The sequence below is a fragment of the Streptomyces sp. NPDC054932 genome (assembly GCF_053610205.1).
Map to the genome: position 1 here is coordinate 1 of NZ_JBSGXU010000061.1, position 19,207 is coordinate 19,207.

At 71.4% G+C, this 19,207-nt stretch carries 23 protein-coding genes and 1 pseudogene; 12 read left to right on the forward strand and 12 right to left on the reverse strand.

The features are described from left to right. A pseudogene (locus ACWGE1_RS18485) lies at positions 1 to 263 on the forward strand (8-amino-7-oxononanoate synthase); the annotation flags it as partial. Positions 264 to 290: 27 nt separating this feature from the next. On the opposite strand, the gene ACWGE1_RS18490 reads toward ACWGE1_RS18485, so the two are convergent. Then, the gene (locus ACWGE1_RS18490) at positions 291 to 512 is read right to left on the reverse strand and encodes a DUF397 domain-containing protein (protein ID WP_453421555.1); all 222 of its coding nucleotides are present in this window, start codon (positions 510 to 512) and stop codon (positions 291 to 293) included. Between the two features lie 12 nt (positions 513 to 524). Further along, a complete protein-coding gene (locus tag ACWGE1_RS18495) occupies positions 525 to 1,409 on the reverse strand; it encodes a helix-turn-helix domain-containing protein (RefSeq protein WP_453421556.1) in 885 nt (294 codons plus the stop codon). A 196-nt stretch (positions 1,410 to 1,605) separates the two neighbouring features. On the opposite strand from ACWGE1_RS18495, the gene ACWGE1_RS18500 reads away from it, so the two are divergent. Next, positions 1,606 to 2,055, forward strand: coding sequence for an ATP-binding protein (locus ACWGE1_RS18500; RefSeq protein WP_453421557.1), 450 nt, complete (start codon positions 1,606 to 1,608; stop codon positions 2,053 to 2,055). Positions 2,056 to 2,080: 25 nt separating this feature from the next. On the opposite strand, the gene ACWGE1_RS18505 is transcribed toward ACWGE1_RS18500, so the two are convergent. After that, a complete protein-coding gene (locus ACWGE1_RS18505) occupies positions 2,081 to 2,479 on the reverse strand; it encodes a VOC family protein (RefSeq protein WP_453421558.1) in 399 nt (132 codons plus the stop codon). A gap of 311 nt (positions 2,480 to 2,790) precedes the next feature. Between ACWGE1_RS18505 and ACWGE1_RS18510 the strand changes: the two genes are divergently transcribed. The 7 genes from ACWGE1_RS18510 to ACWGE1_RS18540 all read left to right on the forward strand — a co-directional run bounded on the left by ACWGE1_RS18510 (position 2,791) and on the right by ACWGE1_RS18540 (position 9,209). Next, complete coding sequence (locus tag ACWGE1_RS18510) at positions 2,791 to 3,093, forward strand: urease subunit gamma (RefSeq protein ID WP_453421559.1); 303 nt, start codon at positions 2,791 to 2,793, stop codon at positions 3,091 to 3,093. 16 nt (positions 3,094 to 3,109) lie between these two features. Then, positions 3,110 to 3,421, forward strand: a complete 312-nt coding sequence (locus ACWGE1_RS18515) for an urease subunit beta (protein ID WP_453421560.1) — start codon at positions 3,110 to 3,112, stop codon at positions 3,419 to 3,421. Further along, positions 3,414 to 5,135: an urease subunit alpha gene (locus ACWGE1_RS18520; RefSeq protein WP_453421561.1), complete on the forward strand. Its 1,722-nt coding sequence runs from the start codon at positions 3,414 to 3,416 to the stop codon at positions 5,133 to 5,135. The genes ACWGE1_RS18515 and ACWGE1_RS18520 overlap by 8 nt, the downstream gene beginning before the upstream one ends. A gap of 16 nt (positions 5,136 to 5,151) precedes the next feature. Then, entirely contained in the window at positions 5,152 to 5,826 is a 675-nt protein-coding gene (locus ACWGE1_RS18525) for an urease accessory protein UreF (RefSeq protein WP_453421562.1), read from the forward strand. Positions 5,827 to 5,848: 22 nt separating this feature from the next. Further along, complete coding sequence (gene ureG, locus ACWGE1_RS18530) at positions 5,849 to 6,544, forward strand: urease accessory protein UreG (protein WP_453421563.1); 696 nt, start codon at positions 5,849 to 5,851, stop codon at positions 6,542 to 6,544. After that, a complete protein-coding gene (locus tag ACWGE1_RS18535) occupies positions 6,541 to 7,353 on the forward strand; it encodes an urease accessory protein UreD (RefSeq protein ID WP_453421564.1) in 813 nt (270 codons plus the stop codon). The genes ureG and ACWGE1_RS18535 overlap by 4 nt, the downstream gene beginning before the upstream one ends. A gap of 182 nt (positions 7,354 to 7,535) precedes the next feature. Then, the gene (locus ACWGE1_RS18540; protein ID WP_453421565.1) at positions 7,536 to 9,209 is read left to right on the forward strand and encodes an alpha/beta hydrolase; all 1,674 of its coding nucleotides are present in this window, start codon (positions 7,536 to 7,538) and stop codon (positions 9,207 to 9,209) included. A 28-nt stretch (positions 9,210 to 9,237) separates the two neighbouring features. On the opposite strand, the gene ACWGE1_RS18545 is transcribed toward ACWGE1_RS18540, so the two are convergent. The 6 genes from ACWGE1_RS18545 to ACWGE1_RS18570 form a co-directional block, all read right to left on the reverse strand. After that, a complete protein-coding gene (locus tag ACWGE1_RS18545) occupies positions 9,238 to 9,948 on the reverse strand; it encodes a lysophospholipid acyltransferase family protein (protein WP_453421566.1) in 711 nt (236 codons plus the stop codon). Positions 9,949 to 10,048: 100 nt separating this feature from the next. Further along, positions 10,049 to 10,207, reverse strand: a complete 159-nt coding sequence (locus ACWGE1_RS18550; RefSeq protein ID WP_453421567.1) for a hypothetical protein — start codon at positions 10,205 to 10,207, stop codon at positions 10,049 to 10,051. Between the two features lie 32 nt (positions 10,208 to 10,239). Continuing rightward, positions 10,240 to 11,196, reverse strand: a complete 957-nt coding sequence (locus ACWGE1_RS18555; RefSeq protein WP_453421568.1) for a cytochrome c oxidase assembly protein — start codon at positions 11,194 to 11,196, stop codon at positions 10,240 to 10,242. Positions 11,197 to 11,299: 103 nt separating this feature from the next. After that, positions 11,300 to 12,325 carry a 6-phosphofructokinase gene (locus tag ACWGE1_RS18560; RefSeq protein WP_453421569.1) on the reverse strand — a complete coding sequence of 342 codons (1,026 nt, stop codon included), beginning with the start codon at positions 12,323 to 12,325 and terminating at the stop codon, positions 11,300 to 11,302. 215 nt (positions 12,326 to 12,540) lie between these two features. After that, positions 12,541 to 13,269 (reverse strand): type 1 glutamine amidotransferase, encoded by a 729-nt coding sequence (locus ACWGE1_RS18565; protein ID WP_030660438.1) that lies wholly within the window; start codon positions 13,267 to 13,269, stop codon positions 12,541 to 12,543. Positions 13,270 to 13,289: 20 nt separating this feature from the next. Then, entirely contained in the window at positions 13,290 to 14,528 is a 1,239-nt protein-coding gene (locus ACWGE1_RS18570; RefSeq protein WP_030029096.1) for a MurT ligase domain-containing protein, read from the reverse strand. Between the two features lie 123 nt (positions 14,529 to 14,651). Here ACWGE1_RS18570 and def point away from each other — a divergent pair, with 123 nt between their 5' ends. Continuing rightward, a complete protein-coding gene (def, locus tag ACWGE1_RS18575) occupies positions 14,652 to 15,206 on the forward strand; it encodes a peptide deformylase (RefSeq protein WP_453421570.1) in 555 nt (184 codons plus the stop codon). A gap of 218 nt (positions 15,207 to 15,424) precedes the next feature. Here def and ACWGE1_RS18580 read toward each other — a convergent pair whose 3' ends face one another. Further along, the gene (locus tag ACWGE1_RS18580) at positions 15,425 to 16,069 is read right to left on the reverse strand and encodes a TetR family transcriptional regulator (RefSeq protein WP_453421571.1); all 645 of its coding nucleotides are present in this window, start codon (positions 16,067 to 16,069) and stop codon (positions 15,425 to 15,427) included. A gap of 216 nt (positions 16,070 to 16,285) precedes the next feature. Here ACWGE1_RS18580 and ACWGE1_RS18585 point away from each other — a divergent pair, with 216 nt between their 5' ends. Further along, entirely contained in the window at positions 16,286 to 17,515 is a 1,230-nt protein-coding gene (locus tag ACWGE1_RS18585) for an acyl-CoA dehydrogenase family protein (RefSeq protein ID WP_031150059.1), read from the forward strand. A gap of 55 nt (positions 17,516 to 17,570) precedes the next feature. On the opposite strand, the gene ACWGE1_RS18590 is transcribed toward ACWGE1_RS18585, so the two are convergent. Both ACWGE1_RS18590 and ACWGE1_RS18595 read right to left on the reverse strand, forming a co-directional pair. Continuing rightward, complete coding sequence (locus tag ACWGE1_RS18590) at positions 17,571 to 18,341, reverse strand: LppU/SCO3897 family protein (protein ID WP_453421572.1); 771 nt, start codon at positions 18,339 to 18,341, stop codon at positions 17,571 to 17,573. A gap of 63 nt (positions 18,342 to 18,404) precedes the next feature. Beyond that, entirely contained in the window at positions 18,405 to 18,842 is a 438-nt protein-coding gene (locus ACWGE1_RS18595; protein ID WP_453421573.1) for an SRPBCC family protein, read from the reverse strand. A gap of 156 nt (positions 18,843 to 18,998) precedes the next feature. On the opposite strand from ACWGE1_RS18595, the gene ACWGE1_RS18600 reads away from it, so the two are divergent. Next, the gene (locus tag ACWGE1_RS18600) at positions 18,999 to 19,184 is read left to right on the forward strand and encodes a DUF5999 family protein (protein WP_030011808.1); all 186 of its coding nucleotides are present in this window, start codon (positions 18,999 to 19,001) and stop codon (positions 19,182 to 19,184) included. The last annotated feature ends 23 nt before the right edge of the window (positions 19,185 to 19,207 follow it).

Below are 19,207 nucleotides of genomic sequence, written 5' to 3' on the forward strand. Positions count from 1 at the left end.
CGTCCGGCCTGACCGCGGCCCGGCCGGACGCGGCCGTGGTGTCGGTACGGGCCCCGTCGGCGTCGGCGGCACTGCGCTGGGCCGCCGACTGCCGCGAGGCAGGTCTGTCCGTGGGGTGCTTCCGCCCGCCGTCGGTGCCGGACGGCATCTCCCGGCTGCGGCTGACGGCCCGGGCCGATCTCACGGGGGACGAGATCGATCGGGCGGTCGGGACGATCCTTGCGACCGCGCCCGCCGGGGCCACGGACGGCCAGGGCCTGTAGGCCGTATCGGCCCGGTCCCGGGCGGGGTTACGCGCGTGCGTCCACGCGTACGGAGGTGAGGAAGCCGGTCCAGGCCGGCCCGGTGAAGAGCACGGCCGGGCCGTCCGTCCGCTTGGAATCACGGACGGCCAGCAGGCCGTCACTGAGGACGGCCGCTTCCACGCAGTTGTTCATTCCGGTACTGCGGCTGCTCCGCCGCCACCGCGCGCTGATCAGAAGTCCGCTGTGGGATAAGGGGGTTGCGGACACGGGGGTGCCTCCTTACGCGTCGTCAGCGAGTGAGCTGATGAGATCCGACGAGTCCTGGGGCGGGAGGGCGTGCGCCTGGATGGTGCGGAACGCGGCGCCGTACGCCTCAAGGTCTTCCTTCCGCTCCAGATAGAGGCTACTCGTCAAATGGTCGAGTACCACCACATCCAGATCAGCGATGTCCGGAAATGAAAAAATAACGAACGGTCCGGTCAGGCCGAGATGCCCTCCGACGCTGAACGGCAGCACCTGCAGGCGCACTTGCGGCAATCGGGACACCTCCACCAGGTGTCGCAATTGCTCGGCCATCACCCCGGGCCCGCCGATCTGCCGCCGCAGCACCGCCTCGTCCAGTACGGCGCTCAGCTGCAGCGGGGGATCGGCCCGCAGCACCGACTGCCGGGCCAGCCGTACGTCGACCAGCGCGTCCACCTTCGGCTCCGGCAGCCCGCCCAGCGCCGCCCGGGTCACGGCCCGCGCGTAGTCGGGGGTCTGCAGCAGCCCCGGCACCACCGACAGCTCGACGGTGCGGGCCGACCGGGCCCCGGCCTCCAGGCTGATGAAGTCCCGGTACTCCTGCGGCAGCAGCCCCCGGTAGTCGTGCCACCACTGGCGGCCGCGCCCGGTGTCGCCCGCCGGACCGGGACCGGCGGCCGAGACCGACAGGGCCTGCAGCAGCGCCCGCTGCTCCGGGCTCACGATCTCCCCGTAGGCGTCGAGGAGCAGCCGGATGTCCTCCGGTTTCACACCGCTGCGGCCTGTCTCGATGCGGCTGATCTTCGACTGGTGCCACCCCATGATCCGGGCCGCCTCACCACTGGTGAGTCCGGACCGGTCGCGCAGGGCACGCAGTTCCTCGCCGAGCTTGCGTCGGCGCACCGCGGGACCGTGCTGCACACCCGCCTCCTTCCACCGGCACAGCTCGCACCAGTCTGCCGTCCAAATACGCTCTTCCGTAGCAGAGTTCACCGCATCGAGCGACAGATATATGCACATCTTGGGGGAAAGGCAGATGTGACGGCACGATGGGTGGCACTCTGGCGTCCAGCACAGATCCGGGGCGTTTCGCCCCGGTGGGAAAGGGACCGTCGCCATGGCAGATCACCAGGAAGCATCCGTCACTCTGCCGAGCGATCCCGCCTCGGTCGCCACTGCCCGGCGCTATGTCGCGGAGGTGCTGCTCGACTGGGGACTCCCCGATGACGCCGACACCGCCGACAGCGTCCGGCTGATCGTCTCGGAGCTCGCCACCAACGCCGTCCAGCACACTTTCGGCCAGTCGCCCACCTTCACCGTCGACATCCGCCTCGAGCGCCAGGAGTGGCTGCGCGTCGGGGTGACCGACAGCCACCCGCGCTGGCCCAAGCGGCTCCCGGCCGCCGTCCAGCAGGACAACGGCCGGGGCATGGTCATCATCCGCTGGCTGACCGCGGAGGCGGGTGGCCGGCTCTCGGTCACCCCGACCGAGGACGGCGGCAAGACGGTGTGGATCGCGCTGCCCTGGAGCGTGGGGGCCCCGGCGGGCAGCGCCACGGGCTGCTGACCTGCTGAGGGCCGCGGAGCGGCCCTCAGGGCCGGACGAGGCCGCGTTCCACCGCGCTGCGCTCGATGCACAGCTCATTGCCCTCGGGGTCGGCGAGCACGACCCAGCCTGCGACGCCGTCCGCGTCGCGGCGGTCGTCCACGAGCTTCGCGCCGATCCCGATCAGGCGCTCGACGGTCTCGTCCCGGGTGCCGGTGGGCGGCTGGATGTCCAGGTGGACGCGGTTCTTGACGGACTTGGCGTCCGGTACCCGGATGAACAGCAGGCCCGGCACGCCGGGCTGACCCGGCTCCAGCAGGACCTCGTCGTCACCCTCCACGTCGTCGGGATGGATCGGGTAGCCGGTCACCGCGGACCAGAACTCGGCGATCCGGTAGGGGTCGAGAGCGTCGAAGGTGATGTGCCGGACGGGGTTGATGAACATCTGTCTCCTCGATGGGAACCGTTTGGGGTCCGTATACGGAATCGGGCTCACGGGGCAACGGGGTTGAACCGGGTACCTGCCCGAAACGTGGGTTAACTCAGCGGAAAAGCGCGGGGCTTAGCGTGGCGGCCACGTTCGACCGCCAATGATCACCCATGATCCGGTAAAGCGGCGGTGGTCGGGACGGAAAGCCTTTCCCCGTGTTGGGCAAGAGACGCTTGGCTCGGATATGTGCAGGTCAACAAAGTGTTGACGACCGGTAGGGTCGCCCCGCCCCTTGTTGATCTTGTCCCGGAAACTTGGTGATACGTGTGCATCTGACACCGCACGAGCAGGAGAGACTGCTCATCCACGTGGCCGCCGACGTGGCCGAGAAGCGCAGGGCGCGAGGGGTCCGCCTCAACCATCCGGAGGCGATCGCGCTGATCACGTCGCACCTCCTGGAGGGGGCCCGCGACGGCCGGACCGTGGCCGAGCTGATGGCCTCGGGCCGCACCGTCCTGACCCGCGAGGAGGTCATGGAGGGGATCCCCGAGATGATCCACGACGTCCAGGTCGAAGCGACCTTCCCGGACGGCACCAAGCTCGTCACGGTTCACGACCCCATCGTCTGAAACGGAGTACCACCGCATGATCCCCGGCGAAATCGCCTACGGGGACGGCCCGGTACCCCTCAACGAGGGCCGACCCGTCACCCGCCTCACCGTGCTCAACGCCGCCGACCGGCCGGTCCAGGTCGGCTCCCACTACCACTTCGCCGAGGCCAACCCCGGCCTCGACTTCGACCGCTCCGCCGCCCGCGGACACCGGCTCAACATCGCCGCCGGTACGGCCGTCCGCTTCGAGCCGGGCATCCCGGTCGCGGTGGAACTCGTACCGCTGGGGGGCCTGCGCACCGTACCGGGGCTGCGCGGGGAGACCGGAGGGCCGCTCGATGGCTGAGCTCTCCCGCCAGGTGTACGCCGACCTCTTCGGGCCGACGGCCGGTGACCGGATCCGGCTCGCCGACACCGACCTCTTCGTCGAGATCGAGCAGGACCTCGGCGGCGGCCCCGGCCGGGCCGGCGACGAGGCCGTCTTCGGCGGCGGCAAGGTGATCCGCGAATCCATGGGGCAGGCCCGCACCACCCGGGCCGAGGGCGCCCCCGACACCGTGATCACCGGGGTCGTCGTCCTCGACCACTGGGGCATCGTCAAGGCCGACCTCGGCATCCGCGACGGCCGGATCTGCGGCATCGGCAAGGCCGGCAACCCCGACACCATGGACGGGGTCGATCCCGCACTGGTCATCGGCCCCGAGACCGAGATCATCGCGGGCAACGGAAAGATCGTCACGGCCGGCGCCATCGACGCCCACGTGCACTTCATCTCCCCGACGGTCATCGAGGAGGCACTCGCCTCCGGGATCACCACCCTCGTCGGCGGCGGGACCGGACCGGCCGAAGGCACCAAGGCCACCACCGTCACCCCCGGGCCCTGGCACCTGGCCCGGATGTTCGCGGCCCTGGAGGCATATCCGGTCAACATCGGTCTCCTCGGCAAGGGCAACACCATGTCCCGCGAGGGGATGCACTCCCAACTGCGCGGCGGCGCACTCGGATTCAAGATCCACGAGGACTGGGGCGCCACCCCCGCCGTCATCGACGCCTGCCTCGGGGTGTGCGAGGAGACGGGCGCCCAGGTCGCCATCCACACCGACACCCTCAACGAGGCCGGATTCGTCGCCGACACCCTCGCGGCCATCGCCGGGCGGACCATCCACTCGTACCACACCGAGGGCGCGGGCGGCGGGCACGCACCCGACATCATCACGGTGGTCTCCGAGCCCAACATCCTGCCCAGCTCCACGAACCCCACCCGGCCGCACACCGTCAACACCGTCGAGGAACACCTCGACATGCTCATGGTCTGCCACCACCTCAACCCGGCCGTCCCCGAGGACCTCGCCTTCGCCGAATCGCGGATCCGCCCCTCGACCATCGCCGCCGAGGACGTGCTCCACGACCTCGGGGCCATCTCCATCATCTCCTCCGACTCCCAGGCCATGGGCCGGGTCGGCGAGGTGGTGCTGCGCACCTGGCAGACCGCCCACGTGATGAAGAAACGGCGCGGCTTCCTCCCCGGCGACGGACCCGCCGACAACCACCGGGCCCGCCGCTACGTCGCCAAGTACACGATCAACCCCGCCGTGGCCCAGGGGCTCGCCCGCGAGATCGGCTCGGTCGAGACCGGCAAGCTCGCCGACCTGGTGCTGTGGAACCCGGCCTTCTTCGGGGTCAAGCCCGAACTCGTCATCAAGGGAGGCCAGATCGCCTACGCGCAGATGGGCGACGCCAACGCCTCCATCCCCACCCCGCAGCCCGTCCTGCCCCGGCCGATGTTCGGCAGCCACGGCCGGGCACCCGGCCTGAACTCCCTGAACTTCACCGCACAGGCCGCACTCGACGACGGGCTGCCCGAACGGCTCCAGCTGGGCAAGCAGTTCGTGGCCATCGAGAGCACCCGCAAGCTGAGCAAGGCCGACATGCGGGAGAACGACGCCATGCCGAGGGTCGAGGTCGACGCCGACACCTTCACGGTCAGCATCGACGGGGAAGCCGTGGAACCGGCGCCCGCGGCGGAATTGCCCATGGCCCAGCGCTACTTCCTGTTCTGAGACGAGGACTCCTGCCATGAGCCGCGCCGCGCTGCTCGTCCTCGCCGACGGCCGCTTCCCCGCCGGGGGGCACGCCCACTCCGGCGGGGCCGAGGCCGCCTGCAAGGCGGGCCGGATCCATGACGCCGCCACCCTGGAGGACTTCTGCCGGGGCCGGCTGCACACCGCCGGCCTCACCTCCGCCGCGCTCGCCGCGGCCGCCGCCCTCGGGCTCGACCCGGCCGGCCTCGACGCCGCCGCCGACGCCCGCACCCCGTCGCCGGCACTGCGCACCGCGGCCCGGCGGCTGGGCCGGCAGCTGCTGCGGGCCGCCCGGGCCACCTGGCCCGCCGCCGAACTGGAGGCCCTGGCCGCGGAGTTCCCGCGCGGGGCCCACCAGCCGGTGGTGCTCGGTGTCACCGCCCGGGCGGCCGGGCTCGGGCCCGGCGACGCCGCGCACGTGGCGGCGTACGAGAGCGTCGGCGGGCCGGCCACCGCCACCGTACGGCTGCTGGGACTGGACCCCTTCGAGGCGAGCGGGGTACTGGCCCGGCTCGCCCCCGAACTCGACGCCGTCGCCGCCCGGGCCGAGCGGGCCGCGCTGCAGGCCCGCTCGCAGGGCCCGGACGCGCTGCCCGCGGCCTCCTCGCCGCTGCTGGACATCTCGGCGGAGGTCCATGCCGACTGGCCGGTCCGCCTCTTCGCTTCCTGACCCCCCGAAGGAGACACCCCCCATGCACCTCGACCACGCCGTGACCTACCCCCACCGGCACACCCACAGCGCAGCGCCCGTACGCCCCGACGGCACCCGGCGGGCCCTGCGCATCGGCCTCGGCGGACCCGTCGGCTCCGGCAAGACCGCCACCGTCGCCGCCCTGTGCCGCGCGCTGCGCTCCGAGCTGTCCATGGCCGTCGTCACCAACGACATCTACACCCGCGAGGACGCCGAGTTCCTGCTCCGCGAGGCCGTCCTGCCGCCCGAGCGGATCACCGCCGTCGAGACCGGGGCCTGCCCGCACACCGCCATCCGCGACGACATCTCCGCCAACCTGGAGGCCGTGGAGGAACTGGAGGAGGCGTTCCGGGACAACGGCCGGCTGGACCTGATCCTCGTCGAGTCCGGCGGGGACAACCTCACCGCCACCTTCTCCCGCGGCCTCGTCGACGCCCAGATCTTCGTCATCGATGTGGCCGGCGGGGACGACATCCCCCGCAAGGGCGGCCCCGGTGTCACCACCGCCGACCTGCTCGTCGTCAACAAGACCGACCTCGCCCCCCACGTCGGCTCCGACCTCGGCCGGATGGCCCGCGACGCCGCCGCACAGCGCGGCGAGCTCCCCGTCGCCTTCCAGTCGCTGCGCGGTACCGAAGGGGTCGGTCCGGTGGCCGCCTGGGTGCGCGAACGGATCGCGGCATGGTCCACGCGGTGAGCGGAACGACCACCACCGACACCGCGCAGGAACCACCGCCCGCGCCGCCCGCGGCGGGCCTGCGGGCCACCGCCCGCATCCACGCCTTGGCCGACGGGCGGGGCACAACCGTCCTGCCGCTGCTGGCCGGGGAGGGACCGCTCGCCCTGCGCCGCACCCGCTCGGCGTCGGCGGCCGAGGCCGGGGTCATGCTGGTCGGCGCGATGAGCGCCCCGCTCGGCGGGGACCACCTCACCGTCGAGGCCACCGCCGGGCCCGGCGCGCACCTCGCGCTCTCCTCGGCGGCGGCCACCCTGGCACTGCCCGGCCGGTCCGGCGAGCCCGCGCACTACGACGTGGACCTCGACCTCCAGGACGGGGCATCGGTGCGCTGGCTGCCCGAACCTCTGGTCTCGGTGCGCGGCAGCGACCTGAGGGTGCGCACCCGGGTCCGGCTGGCCCCCACGGCACGGCTGGTACTGCGCGAGGAGCAGGTGCTGGGCCGCACCGGGGAGGCCCCGGGCCTGCTGCGCAGCCGCCTGACCGTCCATCGCGGGGACCGTCCGCTGCTGGACCAGGATCTCGGCTGCGGCCCCGGCGCGCCCGGCGGCTGGGACGGCCCGGCCGGCCTCGCCGGGCACCGGGCCCTCGGCCAACTCCTCGTCGTGGATCCCGCCTTCGCCGAGGACCCGCCTGCGGCGGCGGTCCTGGGGGAGTTCGCCGCGGTGACACCGCTGGCCGGTCCGGCCGTCCTGGTGACGGTCCTGGCCCCGGACGCGCTGCGGGTGCGCGAACTGCTCGACGTGGCCCGACGTCGTTACGACAGGTGAAAGCGGGACGCAACAGGCACCGCTGAGCGGTACACGCCTCGCCGGTTATCGGGTTGGCAAAGAAGTCGATCCGGGCCTGTCGCCGGGTCCCGGTCAGACGACAAGATCCCCCTGCACGCCGACGACCGAATCCGACCAACCCGGCTGCCCACGGCGGCACCTGACGCAGGGGGAACAACCACGTGATACGCAACGCGGCGCTGGCGAGCGCCGCCACACTGATCACCGGCACGCTGGCGGCGAGCCTGCTGCTGGCCCCGCCGGCCGCGGCGGCCTCCGCCGACCACGACCTCAAGCTGCCGGAGGCGCTGGGCGTGCAGATCGCCGCAGCCCGCGCCGCCCGCACCGGTATCGACTGGAAGGACTGCCCGGCGGACTGGGGCTTCGAGAAGCCCATCCAGTGCGGCTGGGTGAAGGTCCCGCTCGACTACGCGAAGCCGTACGGCAAGACCATCGACATCGCCGTCGACCGGATCGGCAGCACGGGGACCAAGGAGGAGCGCCAGGGCGCGCTCGTCTACAACCCCGGCGGCCCCGGCGGTTCCGGCATGCGCTTCCCGCGCCGCGTCACCACCAAGAGCCCGCTGTGGGTCAACGCCTCCAAGGCCTACGACTTCGTGGGCTTCGACCCGCGCGGTGTCGGCCACTCCGCGCCCATCTCCTGCATCGACCCGCAGGAGTTCGTCAAGGCTCCCAAGGCGGACCCGGTCCCGGACACCGAGGCCGACAAGCGCGCCCAGCGCAAGCTCGCCGCCGAGTACGCGGACGGCTGCAAGGCCCGCAGCGGCGAGATGCTGCCGCACATGACCACGCCGAACACCGCGCGCGACCTCGACGTGATCCGCGCCGGCCTCGGCGAGTCCAAGCTGAACTTCCTCGGCGTCTCCTACGGCACCTACCTGGGCGGGGTCTACGCGACCCTCTTCCCGACCCACGTGCGCCGCATGATCGTCGACAGCGTGGTGGACCCGTCGCAGGACAACATCTGGTACGAGGCCAACCTCGGCCAGGACGTCGCCTTCCAGATGCGCTGGAACGACTGGCAGGACTGGGTCGCCAAGAACGACGCGGCCTTCCACCTCGGTGACACCCGCGCCAAGGTCGAGGCCCGCTACCAGAAGCTGCGCGCCAAGGCCAAGGCCAACCCGCTCGGCGGGATCGTCGGCCCGGCCGAGCTCATCGGCTTCTTCCAGGGCGCGCCGTACTACGACTCCTCCTGGGTGCCCGTCGCCCGGACCTGGGCCGCGTACGAGGCCGGTGACGAGCAGGCGCTCGTCGACGCCATCGCCCCGGACATGACGGACATCAAGGGCAACGCGGCCTCGGAGAACGGCAACGCCGTCTACACGGCCGTCGAGTGCGCCGATGCCAAGTGGCCCACCAGCTGGTCCAAGTGGGACCGGGACAACACCAAGCTGCACGAGAAGTACCCGTTCCTGACCTGGTCCAACGCGTGGATGAACCTGCCCTGCGCGACCTGGAGGTCCAAGCAGAGCACCCCGATCGCCGTCGGCGCCAAGCGCGGGCTGCCGCCGGTGCTGATCGTCCAGTCCGAGCGGGACGCGGCCACGCCGTACAAGGGCGCGGTCGAGCTGCACCGCCGTCTCGCCGGCTCGCGTCTGATCACCGAGAAGAGCGCGGGCTCGCACGGTGTCACCAGCCTGCTGAACCCCTGCATCAACACCCGGGTGGACACCTACCTGCTCACCGGCAAGGTCGACGCCAAGGACGTGACGTGCGACCCGCACGCCACCCCCGTGGCCCCGGCTCCGGCCGCGGCGAAGTCCCTGTCGTCCGACGCCCCGGCCGAGTCCTCGGTCTTCCCGGCACCGGAGGAGCTCCCGGCCGTCCGTTGAGGACAGGCGGGAGCGGGCGGGAGAAGGCTCAGCGCGCGGAGCGCCGGGCCTTCTTCCGCCGTTCCTCCTCCTCGGCCTTGACCTCGGCCGCGTACCGGTCGACGTACTCCTGGCCGGACAGTTCGAGGATCGCGTACATGATCTCGTCGGTGACCGCCCGCAGGACGGCCCGCTCGCCCTCCATCCCGGCGTAGCGGGAGAACTCCAGCGGGCGGCCGAAGCGGATGGTGACCCGGCGGATCTTCGGGAGCTTCTTTCCGGGCGGCTGGATCTCGAAGGTGCCGACCATCGCGCAGGGCACCACCGGTACCCCGGCGCCCAGGGCCATCGCGGCCACTCCCACCTTGCCCTTGTAGAGCCGGCCGTCGTGCGAGCGCGTCCCCTCCGGGTAGATGCCCAGCAGCTCGTCCTTGGCCAGCACCGCCAGCCCCTCGCGCAGCGCCGCCTGCCCGGCGTCCTTGCCCGACCGGTCCACGGGGATCTGCCCGGCGCTGCGGAAGAAGGCGGCGGTGAGCCGGCCCTTGATCCCGGGGCCGGTGAAGTACTCGGCCTTCGCCAGGAAGGTGATCCGCCGCTTGAGGATCGCGGGCATCAGGAAGTGGTCGGAGAACGACAGGTGATTGCCCGCGACGATCGCGGCACCCTCCGCCGGGATGTTCTCCAGGCCCTCGATCCGGGGTCTGAACAGCAACCGCAGCAGGGGGCCGAGCAACACGTGCTTGAGCAAGTGGTAGAACACCAGGCCGCTCCTGTCGATATCCCGTTGTCACCGCCATTTTACGGACGGTGAGTCGCGGGAAGCAGGGGGCGGAGGAGACCTTGCTCAGACATTGCGTGACTCAGGCATTGCGCGAGGCGGCCATCCCGGCGGTCAGCAGCCCCAGCACGACCCAGCCGAACCACAGCCAGCCGTTGCTGCCGAGGGCCACGGAGTACGCGGCTACGGCCACCAGTGCGGCGAAGGTCATGACGGCCATCGCCTTAACGGATCCGGTCATGCCCCATGGTCGCGCGCGAAGGCGGTATCGCGCTACTGGCCACGCGCTTGCAGCGAGGCGAGATACGCGTTGTACGCCTCCAGCTCCTGGTCGCCGTTGCGCTCCTCGGCCCGGTCGGACCGTCGCGCGGCCCGCTGCTCCGAGTGGTACCACTGGTAGACGAGGGCGATCAGGACCAGGACCGAGGGGATCTCGCTGAAGGCCCAGGCGATGCCGCCGCCCCACTGCTGGTCGAGCAGCGGGTCGATGCCGAGCGAGGCCGGCGGGTTCGCGTACGTCTTGATCATCGGCTGGCTCGCCATCATCAGGGCGATGCCGAAGAAGGCGTGGAACGGCATGCCCGCGAACAGTTCCAGCATCCGCATCACGTAGCCCGGACGGTGCGGACCCGGGTCGATGCCCATGATCGGCCAGAAGAAGATCAGGCCGACCGCGAGGAAGTGGACCATCATCGCGATGTGTCCCGTGCGGCTCTCCATCAGGAAGTCGAAGAGCGGGGTGAAGTACAGGGCGTACAGGCTCGCGATGAACATCGGGATCGTGAAGGCGGGGTGGGTGACCACCTTCATGTACCGGCTGTGCAGCAGCATCAGCAGCAGCTCGCGCGGCCCCTTGTGACCGCGGGCGGCGGGCGGCAGCGCACGCAGCGCCAGTGTCACCGGGGCGCCCAGCAGCACCAGGATCGGGGTGATCATGCTGATCACCATGTGCTGGACCATGTGCACGCTGAACATGACCATGCCGTAGTCGTTCAGCCTGGTGCACATCACGAGGATCACGGTCAGCACGCCCGAGGTGAAGGCGATGGTCCTGCCCAGCGGCCAGGAGTCCCCGCGCCGGCGCAGCCGCAGCACGCCCCATCCGTACAGGGCGAGCCCGGCCAGGGAGGCGATCAGGAAGAAGGCGTCGAAGGAGAACTCCAGCCCGCGCCCGAGAGTGAACGGCGGCAAGTCCATGTGCATGTCCATGCCGTGCCCGCTGTGATCCATCTGTTCACTCCCTTGACCGTGGTGCCCCACCACAGTAATGCCGCCCCCGCACGCTCTTGCGCGCGGGGGCGGCCCGGGATAGAGGGGGCGTACAAAAGGGACGTCAGAGAACCGTCTGCGCCTCGTCGTACCGCTCCGCCGGAACCGTCTTGAGCGTCGAGGTCGCCTCGGAGAGCGGCACCATCACGATGTCCGTCCCGCGCAGCGCGGTCAGCATGCCGAACTCGCCCCGGTGCGCCGCCTCCACCGCGTGCCAGCCGAAGCGGGTGGCGAGCACCCGGTCGTACGCGGTGGGCGTGCCGCCGCGCTGGACGTGGCCCAGGATCACCGGCCGGGCCTCCTTGCCCAGGCGGTGCTCCAGCTCCACGGCGAGGCGGTTGCCGATGCCGGCGAACCGCTCGTGCCCGTACATGTCGGTGCCGCCCTGCTCGAACTCCATCGAGCCGGGCCGCGGCTTGGCGCCCTCGGCGACCACGACGATCGCGAACCGCTTGCCCGCGGAGAAGCGCTCGCCGACGATCTCCGTCAGCTGCTCGATGTCGAAGGGGCGCTCCGGCACGACGATCGCGTGCGCGCCGGCCGCCATGCCCGAGTGCAGGGCGATCCAGCCGGTGTGGCGGCCCATGACCTCCACGACCATCACGCGCTGGTGGGACTCGGCGGTGGTCTTCAGCCGGTCCAGCGCCTCGGTGGCCACGCCGACGGCGGTGTCGAAGCCGAAGGTGACGTCGGTGGAGGCGATGTCGTTGTCGATGGTCTTCGGGACGCCGACGATGGGCAGACCGGCCTGCGCGAGCAGGTTCGCGGCCTTCAGCGTGCCCTCGCCGCCGATCGGGATGATCGCGTCGAGGCCGAGGTCCGCGACGTGGCCGCGGGCGCGCTCCACGCCGTCGCGCAGATGCGCGGGCTGGACCCTGGAGGAGCCGAGGATGGTGCCGCCGCGGGCGAGGATGCCGCCGACGGCATCGAGGTCGAGCTTGCGGTAGTCCGCCTCCAGCAGGCCCTTCCAGCCGTCGAGGAAGCCGATCACCTCGTCGCCGTGATCGACGACGGCGCGGTGCACGACGGAGCGGATGACGGCGTTGAGACCGGGGCAGTCGCCACCGGAAGTGAGCACACCTATGCGCATGGCAGGAACGGACCTTTGCAACGTGGGCCGACGACCGGACCACGTCGTCCGGTTGGAACTACGGCCACCCTACAAGCGGTGGAGCGGTGGACTGAACCATCCTCCACATGCTGGTCGCACTCGTCGTGCGAAACGACGTCGGCCCGGTTCCCCCTAGGGAAAACCGGGCCGAACACATGATGACGGGGCCGCCCCGATGAGCGGCCCGCAGGGTGCTACGCGGGCTGCGTCGCGGCGGCGATGCGCTCCGCGCGCAGCGCCTCGTACCACCGGTCGTCTATGGCCGGCAGCGCGTTCACGTCGAGGGCCAGCTTCAGCAGCAGGTCCGCGATCTGCGGGTTGCGGGCCATCACGGGACCGTGCATGTACGTGCCGAACACCGTGTCGTTGTACGCGCCTTCGGTGCCGTCACCGGTGCCGTTGCCGCGGCCCATGGTCACCCGGGCGAACGGCTTGGCCGTCGGGCCGAGGTGGGTCACGCCCTGGTGGTTCTCGAAGCCCGTCAGCTGCGGCAGGCCCAGGCGCGGGTCGATGTCCGCGAGGACGTCGCCGACGCAGCGCTCGCCCTCACCGCGCACGGTGACGACGTCCAGCAGGCCGAGGCCCTCCTGGCGCTGGCCCTGGTCGTTGACGAATTCCTTGCCGAGGATCTGGTAACCGGCACAGACGGAGAAGACGATCGCCCCGTTCGAGACGGCGCGCTCCAGACCGCCGTCGCGCAGCAGGCGCTCCGCCGCCAGGCGCTGCGGCCGGTCCTCGCCGCCACCGATCAGGTAGATGTCGCCCGAGGTGGGGATCGGCTGGTCGCTGCGCACGTCCACACGCTGCACGTCCAGGCCGCGTTGGCGCGCCCGGCGCTCCACCACGAGGGCGTTGCCCTGGTCTCCGTACGTGCTCAGCAGGTCCGGGTAGACCCACACCAGACGCAGGCTGTTGTCGCTCATGCTCTTGTCCTTTATGGGTACTAGTTGCCGACGCGGCGGCGCACGTCCTGGAAGGCGGTGTAGTTGGCGATCAGCTCGATCTGTCCGGGCGGCGCGAGCTGCACGGCCTCGTCGAGGGTCTCGCACACCCGGAAGTCCAGACCCGCGACCTCGAGGCGGACCGCGAGGTCCAGCTTGCGGTCACCGATCACGAAGATCGGGTGGCCGGCCAGCCGCGGATAGTCCACGTCCCACAGCCAGGAGGTGTCGGTGCCGTCGGCGCCGCGCGCGTTCACCGAAAGGATCACCGGGGTCGGCGGGGGATCGATCAGCGAAAACGTTTCGAGCCAGCCAGCCGGGTTCTTGGCGAGCAGCAGCCGCAGCTCACGGCCCTGGAAGTTCACCACGTCGTAGCGGCCGGCGACCGCCTGGACCTGGTACATCCGCTCCAGCGCGACCTGCGGCGGGACGCCGAAGACGGCGGCCACGGCGGCCGAGGTGGCGGCGTTGGCCTTGTTGGCGCGGCCCGGCAGCTGCAGGTGGATCGGCCAGGCGCTGCCGTGCGGGTCCAGGACGTGGTCGCCGGAGAGCACCCAGGTCGGGGTCGGGCGCCGGAATCCGCACTCGCCGCAGAACCAGTCGTCGCCCGGGCGCTGCATGACGCCACCGCAGGAGGGGCACGACCAGGCGTCGTCCTTCCACTCCTGGCCGGCCGCGACCCACACCACATTCTGGGAGGAGGACGCGGACCACACGATCAGCGGGTCGTCGCAGTTGGCGACGATGACCGCCTTGGAGCCCTGGAGGCCCTCGCGCCACTTCTCCGCGAGCATGCGGGTCTCGGCGGCGCGGTCCAGCTGGTCGCGGGAGAGGTTGAGCAGGGCGATCACCTTGGGGGTGACGTCCCGGGCCACTCCGGCCAGGTACTTCTCGTCGACCTCGATGACGCCGTACTTGGCGTCCGAGCCGCCGGCCAGCGCGGAGGTGATGCCGGCCGGCATGTTGGCGCCGAGGGCGTTGGAGACGACCGGACCGCTGGCCCGCAGGGCCTCGGCGATCAGTCGGGTCGTCGTGGTCTTGCCGTTCGTCGCGGAGACGAGGACGACATCGAGATGTTGCGCCAGCGCGCCGAGAAGATCGGGGTCGAGCCTGAGTGCGACCTTGCCACCGATCACCGATCCGCTTCCGCGTCCCGCGGCCCGCGACACCGCCGCCGCGGCCTTGCCCGCCGTCACGGCCAGCTTGGCCCGCGGCGAAAGCGGCTCCGTGTTGCCTGCCATCGTCCCTTGTCCTCCTTGCGTCGGTCGGCCCCAGCCTATCCAGTACCGGCCGGAGCCTTGACCGCGGCGCCCCCGCGCGGCCTCGGATCTCCTCATATAGTCGCCCGTCGTACGCTTACGGCCATGCGACAGCGCCCCATCCCCGGTACCACCGGCCTCGTCCGCACCATGAGCCTGCTGGGTGATCCGGTGCTCCACTCCGCGTGCGCGGAAGTCACCGAATTCGGCCCGGCCCTCGACCGGCTCATCGAGGACATGTTCGCGACGATGTACGCCGCCGAGGGCGTCGGGCTCGCCGCGAACCAGATCGGCGTCGGACAGCGGGTCTTCGTCTACGACTGCCCCGACGACGAGGACGTCCGCCACGTCGGGCACATCGTCAACCCGCGGCTGGTGACGGCCGACGGGGACGAGTTCCGGGGGCCGGAGGGGTGCCTGTCCCTGCCGGGGCTGGAGGCGGGGACGGTCCGCTTCGACCACGCGGTGGTGGAAGGCGTCACGTCGGACGGTGCGGCGGTGCGGATTTCCGGGACGGGCTTCTTCGCGCGCTGCCTGCAGCACGAGTGCGACCACCTCGACGGGACGGTGTACGCGGACCGCGTGACGGGCCTGCGGGCCCGTCGCCTGCGGCGGGCCGTCCGGAAGACCCCGTGGGGAGCCGAGGCGCTGCGCGGCTAGGCCGTCTCTTTCGGATCTTGCCGGGAGCACCTTCCGCCTCGCCGGCGCCGATCTCAGCTGCGTTGGGCACATCCCAGCCCCTCCGGCGTTTGAGCAGGGGGCACCTCCCAGCGGTAGCTGGGGGAGGGTCCGGGCGGAGCCCGGTGCCCGGCGGAGCCGGGTTTCCTGGGGCGCTGCCCCAGACCCCACGCCTCAAACGCCGGCGAGGCTGGATGTGGCTAGAAGCCCGGGCCGTCCTTGCGGTTGCCGGCGATGGCCAGGCGGCCCCAGAGGAGGTCGGTGAGGCCGGCCACCAGGTCCGCGCGGTCGCAGGGGCGCTCGCCCAGCCACCAGTCACCGGCCGCGTGCATCATGCCGACGATGCCGTGCCCCCAGATCCGGGCGAGCCGTTCGCTCCCCGGGCCGAGGTCCACGCGTTCGCCGATGACCTGGGCCAGTTCCTCGCCGAGCCGGCGCAGCAGCGGGGCCGAGTGCAGGCCGACGTCGAAGCCCCGCTCGGCGCTGTGGGAGTCCTCGGCGGGGTGCATCAGGAAGCGGTAGACCTGGGGTCGGGCCTCGATGGCGGCGAGGTAGGTGTCCAGGGTCGCCTCCACCCGGTCGCGCCGCTCGGCGGGGGCGTCGAGCGCGGCCCGCAGCGAGTCGAGCAGGGCGTCGGTGTGCCGCACGGCCAGGGCCTGGTAGAGGCCGGCCTTGTCCCCGAAGTGCCGGTAGAGGATGGGCTTGGTGATGCCGGCCTCGGCCGCGATCGCGTTCATGGAGGCCTTGGGGCCGTCCCTGAGCACGACCCGGTCGGCGGCTTCGAGCAGTTCCCGTCGGCGGCGTTCGGCCGCTCCCGGCTCGCCTGCCTGTTGAGTGGTCTCCATGACGTGTTTCTCTCCCCGCCCTTGCGATGTGCGTGACGCCCACGCAACGTAACACCCGGCGCACCCCGTCGATCGAATCGGCGGCGACCCCGTCCGCCGTCGTGGCACGTGCGGACGGTGCTTGACAGTGCTTACTCGCCAGTAACACACTGTGGTCTTCGCGTAGGTTACCGCTAGTAACTTCCGCAGGGACGAGTACAGACAGGTGGAGGGGACATGGCGGAGTTCACCATGGAGCTGAACGACGACCAGAAGCAGGTGCGGGACTGGATCCACGGCTTCGCCGCCGATGTGATGCGCCCCGCCGCCGCGGAATGGGACGAGCGCGAAGAGACTCCCTGGCCCGTCATCCAGGAGGCCGCCAAGGTTGGCATCTACTCGCTGGACTTCTACGCCCAGCAGTTCTTCGACCCGACGGGCCTCGGCATCCCGATGGCCATGGAGGAGCTCTTCTGGGGCGACGCCGGCATCGCGCTGTCCATCGTCGGCACCGGGCTCGCGGCGATCGGCGTCGTGGCCAACGGCACCGAGGAGCAGATCGGGACCTGGATCCCCCAGATGTACGGCACCCCCGACGACGTGAAGGTCGCCGCCTTCTGCTCCTCCGAGCCGGACGCCGGCTCGGACGTCGGCTCGATGCGCACCCGCGCGGTTTACGACCAGGCCAAGGACGAGTGGGTGCTCAACGGCACCAAGACCTGGGCCACCAACGGCGGCATCGCCAACGTCCACATCGTCGTGGCCGTCGTCGACCCGGCGCTCGGCACCAAGGGCCACGCGTCCTTCATCGTGCCGCCGGGCACGCCCGGGCTGTCCCAGGGCCAGAAGTTCAAGAAGCACGGCATCCGCGCCTCGCACACCGCCGAGGTGGTCCTGGAGGACGTACGGATCCCCGGCAACTGCCTGCTCGGCGGCAAGGAGAAGCTGGACGAGCGCCTCGCCCGGGCCCACGAGCGCGCCCGCAGCGGCGGGGGCGAGCGGGTCAAGAACGCGGCCATGGCCACCTTCGAGGCCTCCCGGCCCGCGGTCGGCGCGATGGCCGTGGGCACCGCGCGCGCCGCGTACGAGGTCGCCCTCGACTACGCGAAGACCCGTACGCAGTTCGGCCGCCCGATCATCGACAACCAGGGCGTGGCCTTCCAGCTCGCCGACATGCGCACGCAGATCGACGCCGCCCGGCTGCTGGTGTGGCGGGCGTCGTGGATGGCGGTCGCGGGCCGGCCGTTCGAATCGGCCGAGGGGTCGATGTCCAAGCTCTTCGCAAGCGAGGTCTCCAAGAAGGTCACCGCCCAGGCCGTCCAGATCCTCGGCGGCAACGGCTACACCCGCGAGTACCCGGTCGAGCGGATGCACCGGGACAGCGCGATCTACACCATCTTCGAGGGCACCAGCGAGATCCAGCGGCTGGTGATCGCGCGCACGATCTCCGGCATGCCGATCCGCTAGGCGCCGGGCCTCGGCCGGGGGTGCGGGGTGCTGCCCTGCACCCCGCCCCCCCGCCTCAGTGCAGCGGTGTCAGGCAGTTGAGGGTGCCGTCGGGGCTGTACTCGGGGCGGGCCAGGTAGTCGCCGGCGGCGCAGGGCCCGGTGGCGGCCGTGGGCCGGCGCACCCGGTACTCGGCGGCCGGGGAGTCGCAGTCCGTCACGACGAGCTTCTGGTCCGTCCAGTCGCCCTGGTTGCGCACGCACTGGCCGGAGGTCAGGGGGTGCGGGGCGTCGTCCCCGACCACTGCGCCGATCACGACCAGGGTCGGGATCGCGAGGAGGAGCAGCAGCAGCGGGACGAGGAAGAGCAGGACCGGCACCCGGCGCCACATCGGCCGGCCCGGATCGAGCGCGGGCCGGTGGCCGCCCGCCGGGGGAGCGAGCCGGCGGAAGGCCGCCCGCGGGCCGAGGTTCATCAGCAGGGTCACGGGCGTGACGAAGACGGACAGGGGGCTCCACCAGCCCTGCCACAGGGTGTCCGACGACATGCGGCGGTAGGTGGCGAGCCCGCAGTCGCGGCAGAACGGTCCGGGCATGCTCAGGAACCGCATCAGCACGATCAGGCCCTGATGGCCGCGTACGGTCGCGGGCGCCGCGGGCCAGGCCCCGCACAGTCGGCAGCCGTACCGGCCCGGCTCCGGGTGCGCGCCGTACGCGCCGTACGGCTGCGGTCCGGGGTGCCCGGCGGCGGCGGGGCCGCCCTGCTGCGGGACGTACGCGGTGTACGGGTTGCCGTACGGGTTGCCGTACGGGCCGGCGCCCTGCTGCGGCGGTGGCGGAGTGGCCACGGACGTCTCCTCGGTCGCGTAGTGATCACCGGCGCGGTGATCACGGCACCCTAGCCCGCGTCCTCAGAGCCGCAGCAGCCGGGAGATCGCCCGTCCGAAGAGGAACCGGCCCGCCGCCGCGACCACGGGGTCCAGGGCGCGGGGGAGCCCGCGGAGGCGCAGATCCTCGCGCCAGTGGATCTCCGCGCCGCCCGCAGCGAGGGGGCGGATCTCGATCTCCGCCCAGCCCGTCACCGTCCGGCCGCGCTTCTCCAGTCGGACCAATCCAGGCAAACCCTCCGAGGGGGGTCGCCAGACGACGACCTCCATGCGGTCGTCGAACGTGATCCTGCTCACTCCCGTGCGCGCCGTGAAGATCGTTCCGGCGCGCGTCGGCGGCGCCGTCTCGATGATCGTCCGGGTGAGGGGGACCTGTGCGCCGTGGCGCTCCCAGTCCGTGAGCCTCGGCCACGCTTCGGCAGGCGGCAAAGACGTGCGGTGAACGATCCGGATAGCGGGCATGAGCGCATGGTAAGCGGGCATACACACCCTGAACTGGACGGCGAATATGGGTTCCGTCCGGGGGCGGCGATCAGTAATACTCACCGCCACCGTGGATCGCGGATTCGACCGGGTGACCACCGGCGCTCCCGCCCCACTCTGCGAGGAGGTGCGCCAATGTGCTCCCACCAGCCACCCTGCCCTACCGCCGACAGCGCCGATCACGACGCCGCCCGCATTGTGGCCTCCCACCCCGAACAGGGCTGGAGCCTGCTGTGCAACGGAGTCGTGGTGTTCGACGACACCGGCGAACTTCTCCCCGACAGCCGCACGGTGGAACCACGCCGCCCGGCCCTGGTCTGAGCGAGGAGGCAGCATGCGCCAGC